Genomic DNA, 15,868 nt, shown 5'->3' on the forward strand with positions numbered 1-15,868 from the left:
CTTTGCGAGGAGGGTTAAGCGTCGGTATCGAGCCGGGAGGGGTGCCGCCGATCTGATCACGCCGCATTTGACCTTAGGGAAGGGCGATGGTGAGTGGAAGCAGGGCCCGAGCGGTTACTGTCTTGTGCAGCGCAGCATTCGATGGTTCACTGATGCCGCCGGCGGATCGCGCGCTTTGGGAGGGCGCGCGAGATCGAGAGCCCGCGCCGGCCACGCGCTTCTTGTCCGATCCGGGCGCGTGCAGGCCGCCGCCTCGCGCTTGCCTTGCGCGGCGATCGTGTCCCACCTGCCGCGGTTCGGCGCGGCCTGTCCGGAACCCTCCCATGATCGCCATGACGCTGATCGTCTGCCTCAACAGCCAGCCGGCGGAGTGCCGCCCCGAGCCCATCGCCTTCCAGGGCTCGGTCATGCAATGCGCCCTTTTCGGCGGCCACGTCGCCGCCGAATGGGTCGGCACGCATCCCAAGTGGTTCGTGTCGAAGTGGCGCTGCGGCGAGCGGCCCGGCCAGGACGCCTGAGCGCGACGCGTCGGCTTGTCCGGGCGCGACGGGCCTGCGATCCTGCCGCGCATGAACGAGACGACCGACGGCCTTCTTCGCGGCGAGGACGGTGTGGCGCGCTGCTTCTGGTGCGGCACCGACCCCGCTTATCGCCACTACCACGACCGCGAATGGGGCCGCCCCGTTGCGGACGACGACCGCTTGTTCGAGAAGCTGTGCCTCGAAGGCTTCCAGTCGGGCCTGTCCTGGGCGACGATTCTCAGGAAGCGCGAGAACTTTCGCCGCGCCTTCGCCGATTTCCGGATCGAGGCCGTCGCCGCCATGGGCGAGGCGGACGTCGAGCGCCTGCTCGGCGATCCCGGCATCGTGCGCCACCGCGGCAAGATCGTCTCGACGCTGAACAACGCCCGCCGTGCGGCGGCCCTGCGCGAGCGGACGGGGCGCTCCTTCGCCGCCTTCCTGTGGTCCTTCGCGCCCGAGCCGGGGGAGCGCCCGGAGGCGGTCACGCTCGCCTGGCTGCGCGAGAACCCGGCGACGCCGGCCTCGACCCGCTTGTCCAAGGCGCTGAAGCGCGAGGGCTTCACCTTCGTCGGCCCGACCACCGCCTACGCGCTGATGCAGGGCACCGGGCTCGTCGACGACCATATGGAGGGCTGCGCGGCGCGCGCCGAGGCCGAATCCGCCCGGGCGGCATTCGAGGTGCCGAAGTAGGAAAGATCGCGAGACGGTTCCGTGAGGGCGCCAAACTTGCCGCTCATCGGGTGATCGTCTAGGACCCCGTGCAAAATGCACGGCTCCCCCGTGCACCTCCCACGATTCACGGATACGACCGAACCGATGGCTTCCAAAAAGCCCACACGCGTGAAGGCGCGGCTGCCGCGCGGCTTCGTCGACCGCGAGCCCCAGGATCTTCGGGCGCAGGCGCGGATGCTCGACACGATCCGCCGCACCTACGAGACCTACGGCTTCGAGCCGGTCGAGACGCCGTTCTTCGAATACACGGACGCGCTCGGCAAGTTCCTGCCCGACAGCGACCGGCCGAACGAGGGCGTCTTCTCGCTGCAGGACGACGACGAGAGCTGGCTGTCCTTGCGCTACGACCTGACGGCGCCGCTCGCCCGCTACGTCGCGGAGAACTTCGAGACCCTGCCCAAGCCCTACCGCTCCTACCGGGCGGGCTATGTCTTCCGCAACGAGAAGCCCGGGCCGGGGCGCTTCCGCCAGTTCATGCAGTTCGACGCCGACATCGTCGGCGCGCCGAACGTGTCGGCCGACGCCGAAATGGCCATGATGATGGCCGACACGATGGAAGCGCTCGGCATCGAGCGGGGCCAGTACGTCGTGCGCGTCAACGACCGCAAGGTCCTGGACGGCATCCTCGACGCGATCAGCCTCGAAGGCGACCAGCCGCGCCGCCTGACCGTGCTGCGCGCCCTCGACAAGTTCGACAAGTTCGGTGCGGACGGCGTGCGCCTGCTTCTGGGCGCGGGCCGCAAGGACGAGAGCGGCGACTTCACCAAGGGCGCCGAGCTGCCGGCGGACAGCATCGAGCGCGTGCTCGCCATCTTCGAGGCGGACGGTCTCGCCGGCGTGTCCGGCGCCTTCGCCGGCCATGCAGGCGTCGACGAGGGGCTGCGCGAACTGACGGACATCGAGGCCTTCTGCCGGACGGCCGGCTACGGCACCGAGCGCATCCGCATCGACCCCTCCGTCGTGCGCGGGCTCGAATACTATACCGGCCCCGTCTTCGAGGCCGAGCTGCTCTTCGACGTCACCAACGAAAAGGGCGAGGTCGTGCGCTTCGGCTCGGTGGGCGGGGGCGGGCGCTATGACGGGCTCGTGTCGCGCTTCCTCGCGACGCCGGTGCCCGCCACCGGCTTCTCCATCGGCGTGTCGCGGCTCCAGACCGCGCTGAAGAACCTCGGGCGGCTCGGCGCCGCGGACGAGGCGCCGGGGCCGGTGGTCGTCACCGTCATGGATCGCGACCGCATGGCCGACTACCAGCGCATGGCCGCCGAGTTGCGCGCCGCGCTGAACGCGCCCGGCCGTCCCGTCGTGCCCGTGGAGGTCTTCCAGGGCAATCCGAAGCAGTTCGGCAAGCAACTGCAATATGCCGACCGGCGCGGCGCGCCCGTGGTGATCATCCAGGGCGGCGACGAGAAGGCGGCGGGTGTCGTCCAGGTCAAGGACATGGCGCTCGGCCGCGAGGCCTCGGAGGGCGTCGAGGACAATGCCGAGTGGCGGGCGATGCGCGCCGGCCAGGATTCCGTGCCGGAAGCCGAGCTCGTCTCCGCCGTGGCCGCGATCCTCGATCGCCGCCGCGCGGCGGGATGAGCCGGCCGGGTCCCGTGGCCGACGCGCCCGCTCCTTCCCGGCCGGCCGGCGGCCCCGAGGCCGTGCTGGCGGACTTCTTCGCGCGCCGCGGGGCGGTGCCGCTCGATGCGCCGATGCTGCAGCCGGCCGAGCCCTTTCTCGACGCCGCCGGCGACGCGCTGCGCCGCCGCATCTTCCTGACAAAGGGCGATCGCGGCGAAACGCTGTGCCTGCGGCCCGAATTCACCATTCCCGTCTGCCTCGCCCACATCGCCGAAGCGAAGAGCCTGCCGCGCGCCTACGGCTATCGCGGCCTCGTTTTCCGCCAAAGGAGCGACGAGCCGGCCGAGTTCGAACAGGCCGGCATCGAGGACTTCGGCGACGCCGACACGGCCGGCGCCGACGCCCGGGCGATCGGCGGCGCGCTGGAAGCCCTCGCGGCGCTCGGCCTCGACCCGGCCGGGCTCGACCTTCTCGTCGGCGACCAGAACCTCTTCGAAGCCCTCCTCGAAGCGCTCGATCTGCCGGCCGGCTGGCAGCGCCGGCTCCTGCGCTCCTTCGGCGACGAGGCGCGGCTGCAGGCGACCCTGACGGCCCTTGCCGCGGGAGGCGCCGCCGGCCGCCGCAGCCGGCTCGACCCGGAGATCGCCGCGCTCGCCAAGCCCGAAGCGCGCCCCGCGCTCGAAGCCGCGATCGCCGCGCGCATGGAGGCGGCGGGCCTGCCGCCCTTTTCCGGCCGTACGCCGGCGGAGGTCGCGGGGCGGCTGATCGAGAAGCGCCTCTTCGCCGCGGCCGGCCTCGCGCCCCAGGCGCTGGCGATCCTGCAGGACTTTCTCGGCCTCGAATGCCCGCTCTCGGAGGCCGGCCGGCTGCTGCGCGCCAAGGCGGACGAAGCGGAGATCGACCTCGGCCGGGCGCTTGCCCTCTTCGAGGCGCGCAACGCCGCGCTGGAGGCCGCGGGCGTCGACCTCGCCGCCATCCGCTATCGCGCCGCCTTCGGCCGCTCGCTCGACTACTACACCGGCGTCGTCTTCGAGGCGCGCGCGCGTGGCTCGGTTCTGCCGCTCGCCGGCGGCGGGCGCTACGACCGCCTGCTGATGCTGCTCGGCGCCGAGGCGCCGATCCCCGCCGTCGGCTTCTCGCTCTGGCTCGACCGCATCCGGCAGATCGTGGACCCGCAGGAGGCCGCGCGATGAGCGTCACCCTCGCCATTCCGTCCAAGGGCCGCATGAAGGAGGACGCCGTGGCGAGCCTGGCGCGCGCCGGCATCACGGTGTCCGCCGCCGCGGACAACCGCTCCTACCGCACCAGCGTCGCGGGGGCGGAAGGACTGGACGTGCTGCTTCTCTCGGCCTCGGAGATCGCGCGCGAGCTACGCGACGGGGCGATCGACTTCGGCATCACCGGCGAGGACCTCATCCGCGAGTCCGCCGCCGAGCCCGGCGACATCGTCGAGATCGTCGCGCGCCTCGGCTTCGGGCGCGCCGACGTCGTCGTGGCGGTGCCCGACCCCTGGGTCGACGTCGAGACGATGGAGGACCTCAACGACGTCGCCGCCGAGTTCCGCCAGCGCCACGGCCGGCGCCTGCGCATCGCGACGAAGTACTGGCGCCTGACGCAGGGCTTCTTCGCCCGGCGCCACGGCATCCAGTCCTACCGCATCGTCGAGAGCCTCGGCGCGACCGAGGGTGCTCCGGCCGCTGGCTCGGCCGACATCGTCGTCGACATCACCTCAACCGGCGACACGCTGCGCGCGAACCACCTGCGCGTCCTCGACGACGGCATCATCCTGCGCTCGGAGGCTTGCCTCATGCGCTCGCTCGCCGGGCCCGCTGATGCGGGGCTCGCGGAGGCCGTCGCCGCCCGCTTCCGCGCATCGTGACGAGAGTTCCGCACTGCACAAGGACTAGGCATCGGCGCCGCTGATCAGTGCTTGACCAGCTGGGCCGCGTCGGTCATCCTCGGTTTTGTTTATACATAACGGGGCGCGACGATGGTTTCACGGATCAGGCTCGCGGCGCTCGCCTTCCTCCTCTCCGGTGGAACGGGCGCCCACGCGACGGACATCAACCTCGGCTATTCCGGCTGGACGGGCTTTGCGCCGCTGACCCTGGCACGCGACGCCGGCATCTTCGAGAAGCACGGTCTCAACGTTACCTTGCAGAAGATCCCGCAGGCGAGTCGCCACCTCGCCATCGCCTCGGGCGACATCCAGTGCGCCGCGACCACCGTCGAGACCTGGATCGCCTGGAACGCCAACGGCGTGAAGACGACGCAGATCTTCCAGCTCGACAAGAGCTACGGCGCCGACGGCATCGCCGTGCGCGGCGACGTGGAAAGCTTCGCCGACCTCAAGGGCAAGTCGGTCGCGGCCTCCGCGCCGGGAACCTCGCCCTACTTCCTGCTCGCCTGGATGCTGCACAAGAACGGCATGACCATGCGCGACGTGCGCGTCGTCAACATGGAGCCGGGCCCCGCCGCTCAGGCCTTCGTCGCTGGCCAGAACGACGCGGCGATGAGCTACGAGCCCTATCTCTCCACCGTGCGCGCCGCCCCCGACAGCGGCAAGATCCTCGCCACCACCCTCGACTATCCCGCGGTCATGGACACGGTCGGCTGCACGCCGGAGTTCCTTTCGGCGAACCCGGAGGCCGGCAAGGCGCTCGCCGACAGCTACTTCGAGGCGCTGGAGATGATCGCGGCCGAGCCCGACAAGGCCTACGAGATCATGGGCCGCGACGTGAACCAGACGGCCGAGCAGTTCGCGGCCTCCGCCGCGAACCTGCGCTGGCAGGACCGTGCGGCGAACGAGACCTTCTTCGCCGGCGAGTGGGCGACCTTCTCGAACGAGGCCGCCGACCTCCTCCTCGAGATCGGCGTCATCCGCGAAAAGCCCGAAATCGCCCCGCTCGCCGATCCGAGCTACATCAAGTAGCCGCCTCGCGCCGTTCCGGCGGGGCCGCCCGAGGTCCCGCCGGCCGCCGTTCCAGTTGCCGGGGTTCCGAGCGCCGTCATGATCCGTCCCTTCCAGCCGGTGAGCGCGCGGGCCCGCGTGGCTCTCGGCCTTTCCTTCTTCGCCCTCTTCGTCGCGGTCTGGTCGGTCGCGACCTTCGGCGGCTTCGTGTCGCCGACCTTTCTCGCCGACCCGCTGACCATGCTGGCCGACGGCTGGTTCCTTCTCAGCCGGCAGGACTTCCTGTTCGACATCGGCATGACGGTCTGGCGCGTCGTCGGCGGCTTCGCGCTCGCCGCCGTCCTCGCCGTGCCGATCGGCATCCTGATGGGCGCCTACAAGCCGGTCGAGGCGCTGCTCGAGCCCTTCGTTTCCTTCTCGCGCTACCTGCCGGCCTCGGCCTTCGTGCCGCTCCTGATACTCTGGGCCGGCATCGGCGAGACGCAGAAGCTCCTCGTCATCTTCATCGGCTCCTTCTTCCAGATCGTGCTGATGGTCGCGGGCACGGTCGGCGCCACGCGCCAGGACCTCGTGGAGGCCGCCTACACGCTCGGCGCCCGCGACCGGGGAGTCGTCGCGCGCGTCGTGATCCCCTCGGGCGCGCCGGACATCGCCGAGATCCTGCGCCTCGTTCTCGGCTGGGCCTGGACCTACGTCATCGTCGCCGAGCTGATCGGCGCCTCGTCGGGCATCGGCTACATGATCATCAACAGCCAGGCGCTGATGGCGACGGGGCAGATCATCTTCGGCATCATCGTGATCGGCCTCATCGGGCTCGTCACCGACGTCTTGTTCAAGGCGATGAACCATCGGCTCTTCGCCTGGAGGTTCGCGTGAGCGCGCTTCTCATCTCGGGCGTCGGCCGCGTGTTTCCGGGCGTGCGCGGCGGCAAGCCCGTAACCGCCCTGCAGCCGACCGACCTCTCCGTCCCCTCCGACGACTTCGTCACCATCCTCGGGCCGTCGGGCTGCGGCAAGTCCACGCTGCTGCGCATCGTCGCCGGCCTCGACCGGCCGACTTCCGGCACGGTGACGCTCGACGGCCGGCCCGTCACCGGGCCGGGGCCCGACCGGGGCATGGTGTTCCAGTCCTACACCCTGTTTCCCTGGCTGACGATCGAGGACAATATCGGCTTCGGCCTGCGCGAGAAGGGCGCGAGCGCGGCAGAAGCGCGCGAGACGGTCGCCTACTATGTCGACCAGGTCGGGCTGACGGGCTTCGAGAAGCACTGGCCCAAGCAGCTCTCGGGCGGCATGCAGCAGCGCACGGCCATCGCGCGGGCGCTCGCCAACGATCCGAAGATCCTGCTCCTCGACGAGCCCTTCGGCGCGCTCGACAACCAGACGCGCGGCCTGATGCAGGAACTCCTCCTCGGCATCTGGGAGCGGCAGCACAAGATGGTGCTGTTCGTCACCCACGACATCGAGGAGGCGATCTTCGTCGGCTCGCGCATCGTGACGATGTCGGCGCGGCCCGGCCGCATCAAGTCGATCATCCCCGTCGACCTGCCCCATCCCGCCACTACACGCTGAAGTCCAGCCCCGAATTCAGCGCCTTGCGCGCCCAGCTGACCGAGGAGATCCGCTCCGAGGCGATCCGCGCCGACCGCGAGGCCTAGCTACAGGAGGCTCGTCAGGCGGTGGGTGCGCGGGTGGACCATGCGCACGGCGGTGACGGGACGCGCGACGAGCCAGGTGCGGCGCTCGCCGACGAGGACCGGCGCGTTCGGCTCGACGGCGAGGTGGCGCGCCTCCTCGGCGCTCGGCAGGTCGGCGAAGAAGGTGAACTCGCCGCGCGAGAAGGGGGCCGAGCCGACCAGCCACTCGTTCGGTCCGTGGGTCTCGAAGTCCTGTTCCAGCACCCGCGGGGCGGCGGCCGGATTGATGAGGCGGTCCTCGAACTGGTAGGGCCGCCCGCCCGCGAGGTGCAGGCAGGCGAGATGCAGCACCGTTTCGCCCGCGGGGACGTCGAAGCGTGCCGCGTCCTCGGCCGTCGCCGGCCGCTCGGTGCGCGAGATCAGCCGGTAGCCGTAGGCCGCGCCAGACGCGCGGATCTCCTCGGCGACGAGGGGAATGGCGAAGCGCGCCTCGCGGGGCGGGTGCATCGAGACGCGGGTGCCGACCTTCCGCTTGCGCTCGATGAGGCCGGCGCGGGCGAGTTCCTGCAACGCCCTGTTGACGGTCGCGCGGGCCGCGCCGAATTCGGCGGCGAGCGCTTCCTCGCCCGGGATGAGGCTGCCGGGCTTCCAGGCCCGCTCCCCGATGCGCCGGGCGATCTCGTCCTTGATCGCGCGGAAGGAGGAGCGGGCGGGCGGCTTCATAGGCGGGGCAGGATCTTCTCGAAGGCGGCGCGGTAGCGGGACTCGATCGCCTCGCGCCGGACATGGGTGCCACCGCACACGACGTGCCGGCCGGCGGACCAGACCTCCCTAACCGCCCGGCCGTCACCCGTGAAGAGCCAGCCGTCGAGGACGCCGTCGCCCTGTCCGTTGCCGGCGAAGCGAGCGGGATCGAGCCCGACGAGGTCGGCGAAGGCGCCCGGCCGAATCGCGCCGCTCTCGCGCCCCAGCGCCTGCGCGCCCCCGGCGAGCGCGCCGTCGTAGAGCCGCCGGCCGACCGAGCCGCCGGGCTCGGCGAGAACCGCGCGGCCGCGATGGCGCAGGCGCTGCGAATATTCCAGCTGGCGCAGCTCCTCGGCGGCCGAGATGCGGATGTTGGAGTCCGAGCCGACGCCGAAGCGCCCGCCGGCGTCGAGGAAGCGCACCCCCTCGAAGATGCCGTCGCCGAGATTGGCCTCGGTGACCGGGCAGAGCCCGGCGACGGCACCCGAACGCGCCAGCCGGTCCGTCTCGGTCTCCGTCATGTGCGTCGCGTGGATCAGGCACCAGCGCGGGGAAAGGTCGCAATGGTCGAGGAGCCAGTCGACGGGGCGCATGCCCGTCGCCGCCTCGACTTCGGCGATCTCGGCCTCCTGCTCGGCGGCGTGGATGTGGAAGGGGAGGTCGGGCAGGGCGCGCTCCAGCGCGGCGATGTCGGCCGCCGGCACGGCCCGCAGCGAATGCGGCGCGAGGCCGAAGCGCGCGTCGGGCCCGAGCCGCGGCAGCAGCGTCCGCGCGCCCTCGGCGAGCTTCAGGAAGCGGTCGAGGTCGTTGCCGAAGCGCTTCTGCCCCCCAGTGAGCGGGCGGCCGTCGAGCCCGCCCTGGCGGTAGTGGACGGGCAGGAGCGTCAGCCCGATGCCGCTCTCCGCCGCGGCCGAGACGACGCGCGAGGAAAGTTCCGCGAGGTCGTCGTAGGGCGCGCCGTCCGGCCCGTGATGGAGGTAGTGGAACTCGGCGACCGATCCGAAGCCCGCCTCCAGCATCTCCGCGAAGGCGAAGGCGGCGATGGCCTCGACGTCGTCCGGCGTCAGCACGTCGAGAAAGCGGTACATCAGCTCGCGCCAGGTCCAGAAGCTGTCGCGCCCGGCCGGGCTGCGCCGCTCCGTCAGCCCCGCCATGGCGCGCTGGAAGGTGTGGCTGTGGAGGTTGGACGGCGCCGGCAGGAGCACCGGCACGTGGATGTCGGCTGCGCCCGCCTGGCCGTCCGCCACGGTGGCGATCCGCCCGTCGGCGCCGATCTCCAGGATGACGCGGGACGCCCAGCCGCTCGGAAGCAGGGCCTGATCGGCCGAAACGCGCATGGCTCGTTCCTCGGTTGACAGCCTATTTGTCTATACATAACCTCGTTGCCGGTCGACGAACAAGCGCGAAAGGCGGGCGCCGCGATGACCCGGCAGGTGTGGACGGAGCTGACCCTCGCGACGATGCGCCCCGGCGGCGCGCCTTACGGCCTCGTGCCGGAGGCCGCCGTCGCCGCCGAGGACGGGCGCATCGCCTATGCCGGCCCGGCCGCCGAGCTGCCGGAGGCCTGGCGGGACGCGCCGGCCGAAACCTTGGGCGGGCGCCTCGTCACGCCCGCGCTGATCGACTGCCACACCCACCTCGTCTTCGGGGGAAACCGCGCCCGCGAGTTCGAGATGCGGCTCCAGGGCGCGAGCTACGAGGAGATCGCCCGGGCCGGCGGCGGCATCCTGTCGAGCGTGCGCGACACGCGCGCCGCGAGCGAGGATGCGCTGGTCGAGAGCGCCCGGCCGCGCCTGCGGGCGCTGCGCGCCGAGGGCGTCGCGACGATCGAGATCAAGTCCGGCTACGGCCTGACGGTGGCGGACGAGCTGAAGATGCTGCGTGCCGCCCGCCGTCTCGGCCGGGAGGAGGGCGTGCGCGTCCTGACGAGCTGGCTCGCCGCCCACGCCGTGCCGCCGGAGTTCAAGGGCCGGCCCGGCGACTACCTCGACGCGGTCGTGCTGCCGGGCATGGAGGCGGGCGCGGCCGAAGGATTGATCGACGCCGTCGACGGCTTCTGCGAGGGGATCGCCTTCCAGCCCGACGAGATCGCCCGCGTCTTCGACCATGCAAGACGCCTCGGCCTGCCGGTGAAGCTCCATGCCGAGCAGCTCTCCGACCTCGGCGGCGCAGCGCTCGCGGCCGGGTACGGCGCGCTCTCGGCCGACCACCTGGAGCATCTGAGCGAAAACGGCGCGCGGGCCATGGCCGCGGCCGGCACCGTCGCGGTGCTCCTGCCCGGCGCCTACTACGCGCTGCGCGAGACGGTGGCGCCGCCGGTCGCGCTGCTGCGGGACGCAGGCGTCCCCATGGCCCTTGCCACCGACTGCAATCCCGGCACCTCGCCGCTGACCTCGCTGCTCCTCGCCATGAACATGGGCGCGACGCTGTTCCGCCTGACGCCGGAGGAAGCGCTGGCCGGCGTCACCCGCGAGGCGGCCCGCGCGCTCGGCCTCTCGGGCGAGATCGGCACGATCGAGGCGGGAAAGCGCGCCGAGCTCGCCGTCTGGGACGTCGCCCACCCGGCCGAGCTGTCCTACCGCATCGGCTTCAATCCGCTCCACCGCCTGATCGCGAGCCCCGCCCCATGACGATCACCCTCGCACCCGGTTCCGTCGACCTCGCGACGCTGGAGCGCATCTATCGCGGGCAGGAGCCGGTGCGGCTCGACGCGTCCTGCGGTTCCGCGATCGCGGCGGGTGCCACGCGCATCGCCGCCATCGCCGGCGGCGACGAGCCGGTCTACGGCATCAACACCGGCTTCGGGAAGCTCGCCTCGATCCGCATCGCTGCGGGCGATGTCGCGACCCTCCAGCGCAACCTCATCCTGTCGCATTGCTGCGGCCTGGGAGCGGCGCTTCCGGCCGGCGTCGTGCGCCTCGTGATGGCGCTGAAACTCCTGTCGCTCGGCCGCGGGGCCTCGGGCGTGCGCCTCGACCTCGTCCGGCTCATCGAGGCGATGATCGAGCGCGGCGTCCTGCCGGTCATCCCCGAAAAGGGCTCGGTCGGCGCGTCCGGCGACCTCGCGCCGCTCGCCCACATGGCGGCGGTAATGATGGGGGAGGGGGAGGCGACCCTCGCCGGCGAGCGCCTGACCGGCGCCGAGGCCCTCGCCAGGGCGGGGCTGGAGCCGGTGGTGCTCGCGGCCAAGGAAGGGCTCGCCCTCATCAACGGCACGCAGGTCTCGACGGCGCTGGCGCTCGCCGGCCTCTTCGCCGCGCACCGGGCGCTTCGCACCGCGCTCGTCACCGGCGCGCTGTCGACGGACGCGGCAATGGGCTCCTCCGCGCCCTTCCACGCCGAGATCCACGCGCTGCGCGGCCATCGCGGCCAGATCGACGCGGGCGCCGCCTTGCGCGCGCTGCTCGACGGCTCGGCGATCCGCGCGAGCCACGTCACCGGCGACGAGCGCGTGCAGGACCCCTACTGCATCCGCTGCCAGCCGCAGGTCGGCGGCGCCTGCCTCGACATCCTGCGCCAGGCGGGTGCGACGTTGGAGATCGAGGCCAACGCCGTCACCGACAACCCGCTGGTCCTGTCCGACGGCACGGTGGTGTCGGGCGGCAACTTCCACGCCGAGCCCGTCGCCTTCGCCGCCGACACGATTGCGCTGGCGATCTGCGAGATCGGCGCGATCGCCCAGCGCCGCGTCGCGCTCCTCGTCGACCCCGCGCTCTCCTTCGGCCTGCCGGCCTTTCTCGCGCCCAAGCCCGGCCTCAACTCCGGCCTGATGATCGCCGAGGTCACCTCCGCCGCCTTGATGAGCGAGAACAAGCAGATGGCCCATCCGGCATCGGTCGATTCGACGCCGACCTCGGCCAACCAGGAGGACCACGTATCCATGGCCTGCCACGGCGCGCGCCGCCTGACGCCGATGGCCGAGAATCTCTTCGGCATTCTCGGCATCGAGGCGCTGGCCGCGGCCCAGGGCGTCGAGCTGCGCGGACCGCTGGAAACCAGCCCCGAGCTGAAGCGCGCGCTCGCCGCGATCCGCGCGGCCGTGCCGAGCCTCGGGCCCGACCGCTATCTTGCCGGCGACCTCCAGACCGCGGCCACGCTCGCCGCTTCGGGTGCCATCGAGGCGAGCGTCTCCCCCGGCATTCTGCCCGACCTCGGGGATGCGCGATGAGCGTCGTCGAAACTGTTCCGGGCGACTCGCCCGTCATCCTCGCCTTTCCCCATACGGGAACCGAGCTGCCGCCGGACGTCGCCGCGCGGCTGAACGCCAACGGCCGGATGCTCGCCGACACCGATTGGCACGTCGAGCGGCTCTATGACGGCCTCCTGCCGGGTGCCACGACGGTGCGCGCGGTCGTTCATCGCTACGTCGTCGACGCCAACCGCGACCCCGCTGGCGCGAGCCTCTATCCCGGCCAGAACACCACCGGCCTCGCGCCTCTGACCGACTTCGACGGCCAGCCGATCTGGAGCCCCGGCGAGGAACCGGACGAGGCCGAGGTCGCCGAGCGCGTCGCGCGCTTCCACGCGCCCTATCACGCGGCGCTCGCCGCCGAGATCGACCGGGTGAGGGGCATCCACGGCCACTCGGTCGTCTTCGACTGCCACTCGATCCGCTCGCGCATCCCCTTCCTGTTCGAGGGCACGCTGCCCGACTTCAACATCGGCACGGATGGTGGGCGCACCTGCGCGCCCGCCATCGAGGCCGCCGCCGTCGAGACCTGCCGGGCCGCCGATGGCTACACGAGCGTCCTCAACGGCCGCTTCCGCGGCGGCTGGACGACGCGCCATTACGGGCGTCCCGAAACGGGCGTCCACGCGATCCAGATGGAACTGGCGCAAGGCACCCATCTCGCCGCCGAGGCGCCGCCCTTCGCCTATGACGCGGCGAAGGCGGACCGGCTGCGCGCCGTCCTCGGCCCGCTCCTCGCCCGCGTCGAGCGGGCCGCCTTCGCCCTCAAGGAACCCAGCCGATGAGCCAGTCCCGCCACAACATCCGCGAGATCCGCGCGCCCCGCGGGCCCGAACTCTCGGCGAAGAGCTGGGCCACCGAGGCGCCGCTGCGGATGCTGATGAACAATCTCGACCCGGACGTCGCCGAGAACCCGAACGAGCTCGTCGTCTATGGCGGCATCGGCCGAGCGGCGCGCACCTGGGACGACTTCGACCGCATCGTCGCGAGCCTGCGCGCCCTCGAAGGCGACGAGACGCTGCTCGTCCAGTCCGGCAAGCCCGTCGGCGTCTTCCGCACGCACAAAGACGCCCCGCGCGTCCTGATCGCCAACTCCAACCTCGTCCCGCGCTGGGCGACCTGGGACCACTTCAACGAGCTCGACCGCAAGGGCCTCGCCATGTACGGCCAGATGACGGCCGGCTCCTGGATCTACATCGGCACGCAAGGGATCGTTCAGGGCACCTACGAGACCTTCGTCGAGGCCGGCCGCCAGCACTATGGCGGCAGCCTGAGGGGCAAGTGGATCCTCACCGCCGGGCTCGGCGGCATGGGTGGGGCGCAGCCGCTCGCCGCCGTCATGGCCGGCGCCTCCTGCCTCGCGATCGAGTGCAACCCGGATTCGATCGCCTTCCGCCTGCGCACCCGCTACCTCGACGAAAAGGCCGAAACGCTGGACGAGGCGCTGGCCATGATCGAGCGCTGGACGGCGGCCGGCGAGGCAAAGTCCGTCGGCCTCCTCGGCAACGCGGCCGAGATCCTGCCCGAGATGGTGAAGCGCGGCGTGCGGCCCGACATGGTCACCGACCAGACCTCGGCCCACGACCCCGTCAACGGCTACCTTCCCGCCGGCTGGACCCTTGGCGCGTGGCGCGGGAAGCGCGAGAGCGATCCGAAGGCGGTGGAGCAGGCGGCCCGCGCCTCGATGCGAACCCACGTCGAGGCCATGCTCGCCTTTCACCGGGCAGGCGTGCCGACGCTCGACTACGGCAACAACATCCGCCAGGTCGCCAAGGACGCGGGGCTGGAGGACGCCTTCGCCTTTCCCGGCTTCGTGCCGGCCTATATCCGCCCGCTCTTCTGCCGCGGCATCGGTCCCTTCCGCTGGGCGGCGCTCTCCGGCGATCCGGAGGACATCTACAAGACCGACGCCAAGGTGAGGGAGCTTCTCCCCGACAACCACCACCTCCACCGCTGGCTCGACATGGCGCGCGAGCGCATCGCCTTCCAGGGCCTGCCGGCGCGCATCTGCTGGGTGGGGCTCGGCGACCGCCACCGGCTCGGCCTCGCCTTCAACGAGATGGTGCGGACCGGCGAGATCAAGGCGCCGGTCGTCATCGGCCGCGACCATCTCGATTCCGGCTCCGTCGCCTCGCCCAACCGCGAGACCGAAGCCATGCGCGACGGCTCGGACGCCGTGTCCGACTGGCCGCTCCTCAACGCGCTCCTCAACACCGCCTCGGGCGCCACCTGGGTCTCGCTCCATCACGGCGGCGGCGTCGGCATGGGCTATTCGCAGCACGCCGGCATGGTGATCTGCGCCGACGGCACCGAGGAGGCGGCGCGGCGCCTGGAGCGTGTCTTGTGGAACGATCCCGCCACCGGCGTCATGCGCCACGCCGACGCCGGCTACGACGAGGCCCTCGACTGCGCGCGCGAGAAGGGCCTGCGCCTGCCCGCCATCCTCGGCAACTGAGGCCGTCTCGGGTCTCGGCTCAGGCTCGGCGGAGGATCTCGTCGACGAAGGCGGGCACGGCTTCGCTCGCCGGGCCGTAGCGCCGTTCGTCGAAGAGAAAGGCGTTGTCGGAGGGCTCGAGGTTGATCTCGCAGGTCGCGATCCCCGCATCGCGCGCCAGCGAGACGTATCCCGCCGCCGGGTAGACCGAACCGGACGTGCCGATCGCGACGAAGAGGTCAGCGCGAAGAAGCTCGTCCTCGATGCGCTCCATCTCGAGCGGCATCTCGCCGAACCAGACGACGTGCGGCCGCAGCGTCCCGATCTCGCCGCAGGCGAGACACACGGAATGAGGCCCGAGGTCGCCGCGCTCCGGCGCGACCGTCCCGCAGCGGGTGCAGCGCGACTTCAGGAGTTCGCCGTGCATGTGGATGACGTCGGACGAGCCCGCCCGCTCGTGGAGGTCGTCGATGTTCTGCGTGACGAGGACGAGCCGTCCGCCGTGCGCGGCGAACTCGCGTTCCAGCCGTGCCAGCGCCGCGTGGGCCGCGTTCGGCTCGGCCTCGACGAGGTTGCGCCGCCGGGCGTTGTAGAAGGCCTGAACCGTGTCGGGATCGGCTGCGAAGGCCTCCGGCGTCGCGAGCTTCATCGGATCGAACCGCGCCCAGATTCCGGTGCCCGCCTTGTCCCGAAACGTGCCGAGACCACTCTCGGCGGATACGCCCGCCCCCGTCAGAACGAAAATCCGCATCCTGCCCGCTTCTCCGCCGGTCGGCGCTCGCGCCCGCTGCCGCATATCGTGTTCCGCCTCACCCTATCGCAGGTCGTGACGCACGCCCCCTCCTGGATCGGAGCAGGGGCAACGAACGGCGCGAGCCATCCTTCGCTCCACGGAGCGATGCCCATCCGCATCGCGCCGGCTCACCTTGCGCGGAGCTGCGCGATGAAGGGTTGACGCCACCCCGGAAATCGGGGAAAGAGCGCGCGTCGCTGCGGTAGCTCAGTGGTAGAGCACTCCCTTGGTAAGGGAGAGGTCGAGAGTTCAATCCTCTCTCGCAGCACCATTTTCCTCAATCCTTTCATGCTGTTAGCGGTAGGTCCGGCTCAGGCCGATCTGACAGGTGACAGTTTCGATGAC

The 15,868-nt window shown here is 71.4% G+C and carries 14 protein-coding genes, 1 tRNA gene and 1 pseudogene; 13 read left to right on the plus strand and 3 right to left on the minus strand.

From position 1 onward, the window contains the following. The first annotated feature begins 323 nt into the window (after positions 1-323). From FZN60_RS08360 to FZN60_RS08395, 8 genes and pseudogenes are all read left to right on the plus strand, one after another. Positions 324-518: a hypothetical protein gene (locus FZN60_RS08360; RefSeq protein WP_158873008.1), complete on the plus strand. Its 195-nt coding sequence runs from the start codon at positions 324-326 to the stop codon at positions 516-518. 51 nt (positions 519-569) lie between these two features. Continuing rightward, on the plus strand, positions 570-1,211 hold the full coding sequence (locus FZN60_RS08365; protein ID WP_158873009.1) for a DNA-3-methyladenine glycosylase I: 642 nt from the start codon (positions 570-572) through the stop codon (positions 1,209-1,211). A 126-nt stretch (positions 1,212-1,337) separates the two neighbouring features. Continuing rightward, entirely contained in the window at positions 1,338-2,834 is a 1,497-nt protein-coding gene (gene hisS / locus FZN60_RS08370; RefSeq protein WP_158873010.1) for a histidine--tRNA ligase, read from the plus strand. A gap of 14 nt (positions 2,835-2,848) precedes the next feature. Beyond that, complete coding sequence (locus FZN60_RS08375) at positions 2,849-4,009, plus strand: ATP phosphoribosyltransferase regulatory subunit (RefSeq protein WP_246726654.1); 1,161 nt, start codon at positions 2,849-2,851, stop codon at positions 4,007-4,009. Beyond that, positions 4,006-4,695 carry an ATP phosphoribosyltransferase gene (gene hisG / locus FZN60_RS08380; RefSeq protein WP_158873012.1) on the plus strand — a complete coding sequence of 230 codons (690 nt, stop codon included), beginning with the start codon at positions 4,006-4,008 and terminating at the stop codon, positions 4,693-4,695. Before FZN60_RS08375 ends, hisG begins: the two co-directional genes overlap by 4 nt. A gap of 111 nt (positions 4,696-4,806) precedes the next feature. Then, positions 4,807-5,748: an ABC transporter substrate-binding protein gene (locus FZN60_RS08385; protein WP_158873013.1), complete on the plus strand. Its 942-nt coding sequence runs from the start codon at positions 4,807-4,809 to the stop codon at positions 5,746-5,748. Between the two features lie 78 nt (positions 5,749-5,826). Continuing rightward, complete coding sequence (locus FZN60_RS08390; RefSeq protein ID WP_422570057.1) at positions 5,827-6,603, plus strand: ABC transporter permease; 777 nt, start codon at positions 5,827-5,829, stop codon at positions 6,601-6,603. Then, positions 6,600-7,384: pseudogene (locus FZN60_RS08395) on the plus strand (ABC transporter ATP-binding protein). Before FZN60_RS08390 ends, FZN60_RS08395 begins: the two are co-directional and overlap by 4 nt. On the opposite strand, the gene hutC reads toward FZN60_RS08395, so the two are convergent. Then, positions 7,385-8,086, minus strand: coding sequence for a histidine utilization transcriptional repressor HutC (gene hutC, locus FZN60_RS08400; RefSeq protein WP_158873014.1), 702 nt, complete (start codon positions 8,084-8,086; stop codon positions 7,385-7,387). It lies immediately after the preceding pseudogene. Then, complete coding sequence (locus FZN60_RS08405; protein WP_158873015.1) at positions 8,083-9,444, minus strand: formimidoylglutamate deiminase; 1,362 nt, start codon at positions 9,442-9,444, stop codon at positions 8,083-8,085. The genes hutC and FZN60_RS08405 overlap by 4 nt, the downstream gene beginning before the upstream one ends. A gap of 84 nt (positions 9,445-9,528) precedes the next feature. On the opposite strand from FZN60_RS08405, the gene hutI reads away from it, so the two are divergent. The 4 genes from hutI to hutU are packed head-to-tail and all read left to right on the plus strand — an operon-like array spanning position 9,529 to position 14,751. Further along, the gene (hutI, locus tag FZN60_RS08410) at positions 9,529-10,737 is read left to right on the plus strand and encodes an imidazolonepropionase (RefSeq protein ID WP_158873016.1); all 1,209 of its coding nucleotides are present in this window, start codon (positions 9,529-9,531) and stop codon (positions 10,735-10,737) included. After that, on the plus strand, positions 10,734-12,275 hold the full coding sequence (gene hutH / locus FZN60_RS08415; protein ID WP_158873017.1) for a histidine ammonia-lyase: 1,542 nt from the start codon (positions 10,734-10,736) through the stop codon (positions 12,273-12,275). The genes hutI and hutH overlap by 4 nt, the downstream gene beginning before the upstream one ends. Then, positions 12,272-13,081 (plus strand): N-formylglutamate deformylase, encoded by an 810-nt coding sequence (hutG, locus tag FZN60_RS08420; RefSeq protein WP_158873018.1) that lies wholly within the window; start codon positions 12,272-12,274, stop codon positions 13,079-13,081. Before hutH ends, hutG begins: the two co-directional genes overlap by 4 nt. After that, positions 13,078-14,751: a urocanate hydratase gene (gene hutU / locus FZN60_RS08425; RefSeq protein ID WP_158873019.1), complete on the plus strand. Its 1,674-nt coding sequence runs from the start codon at positions 13,078-13,080 to the stop codon at positions 14,749-14,751. The genes hutG and hutU overlap by 4 nt, the downstream gene beginning before the upstream one ends. 19 nt (positions 14,752-14,770) lie before the next feature. Here hutU and FZN60_RS08430 read toward each other — a convergent pair whose 3' ends face one another. Beyond that, on the minus strand, positions 14,771-15,481 hold the full coding sequence (locus FZN60_RS08430) for an NAD-dependent deacylase (protein WP_158873020.1): 711 nt from the start codon (positions 15,479-15,481) through the stop codon (positions 14,771-14,773). Positions 15,482-15,719: 238 nt separating this feature from the next. Between FZN60_RS08430 and FZN60_RS08435 the strand changes: the two genes are divergently transcribed. Beyond that, a tRNA-Thr gene (locus FZN60_RS08435) sits at positions 15,720-15,794 on the plus strand. Positions 15,795-15,868 lie beyond the last annotated feature (74 nt).

It is taken from the genome of Antarcticirhabdus aurantiaca (assembly GCF_009765365.1).
GTDB classification, from domain to species: domain Bacteria; phylum Pseudomonadota; class Alphaproteobacteria; order Rhizobiales; family Rhizobiaceae; genus Antarcticirhabdus; species Antarcticirhabdus aurantiaca.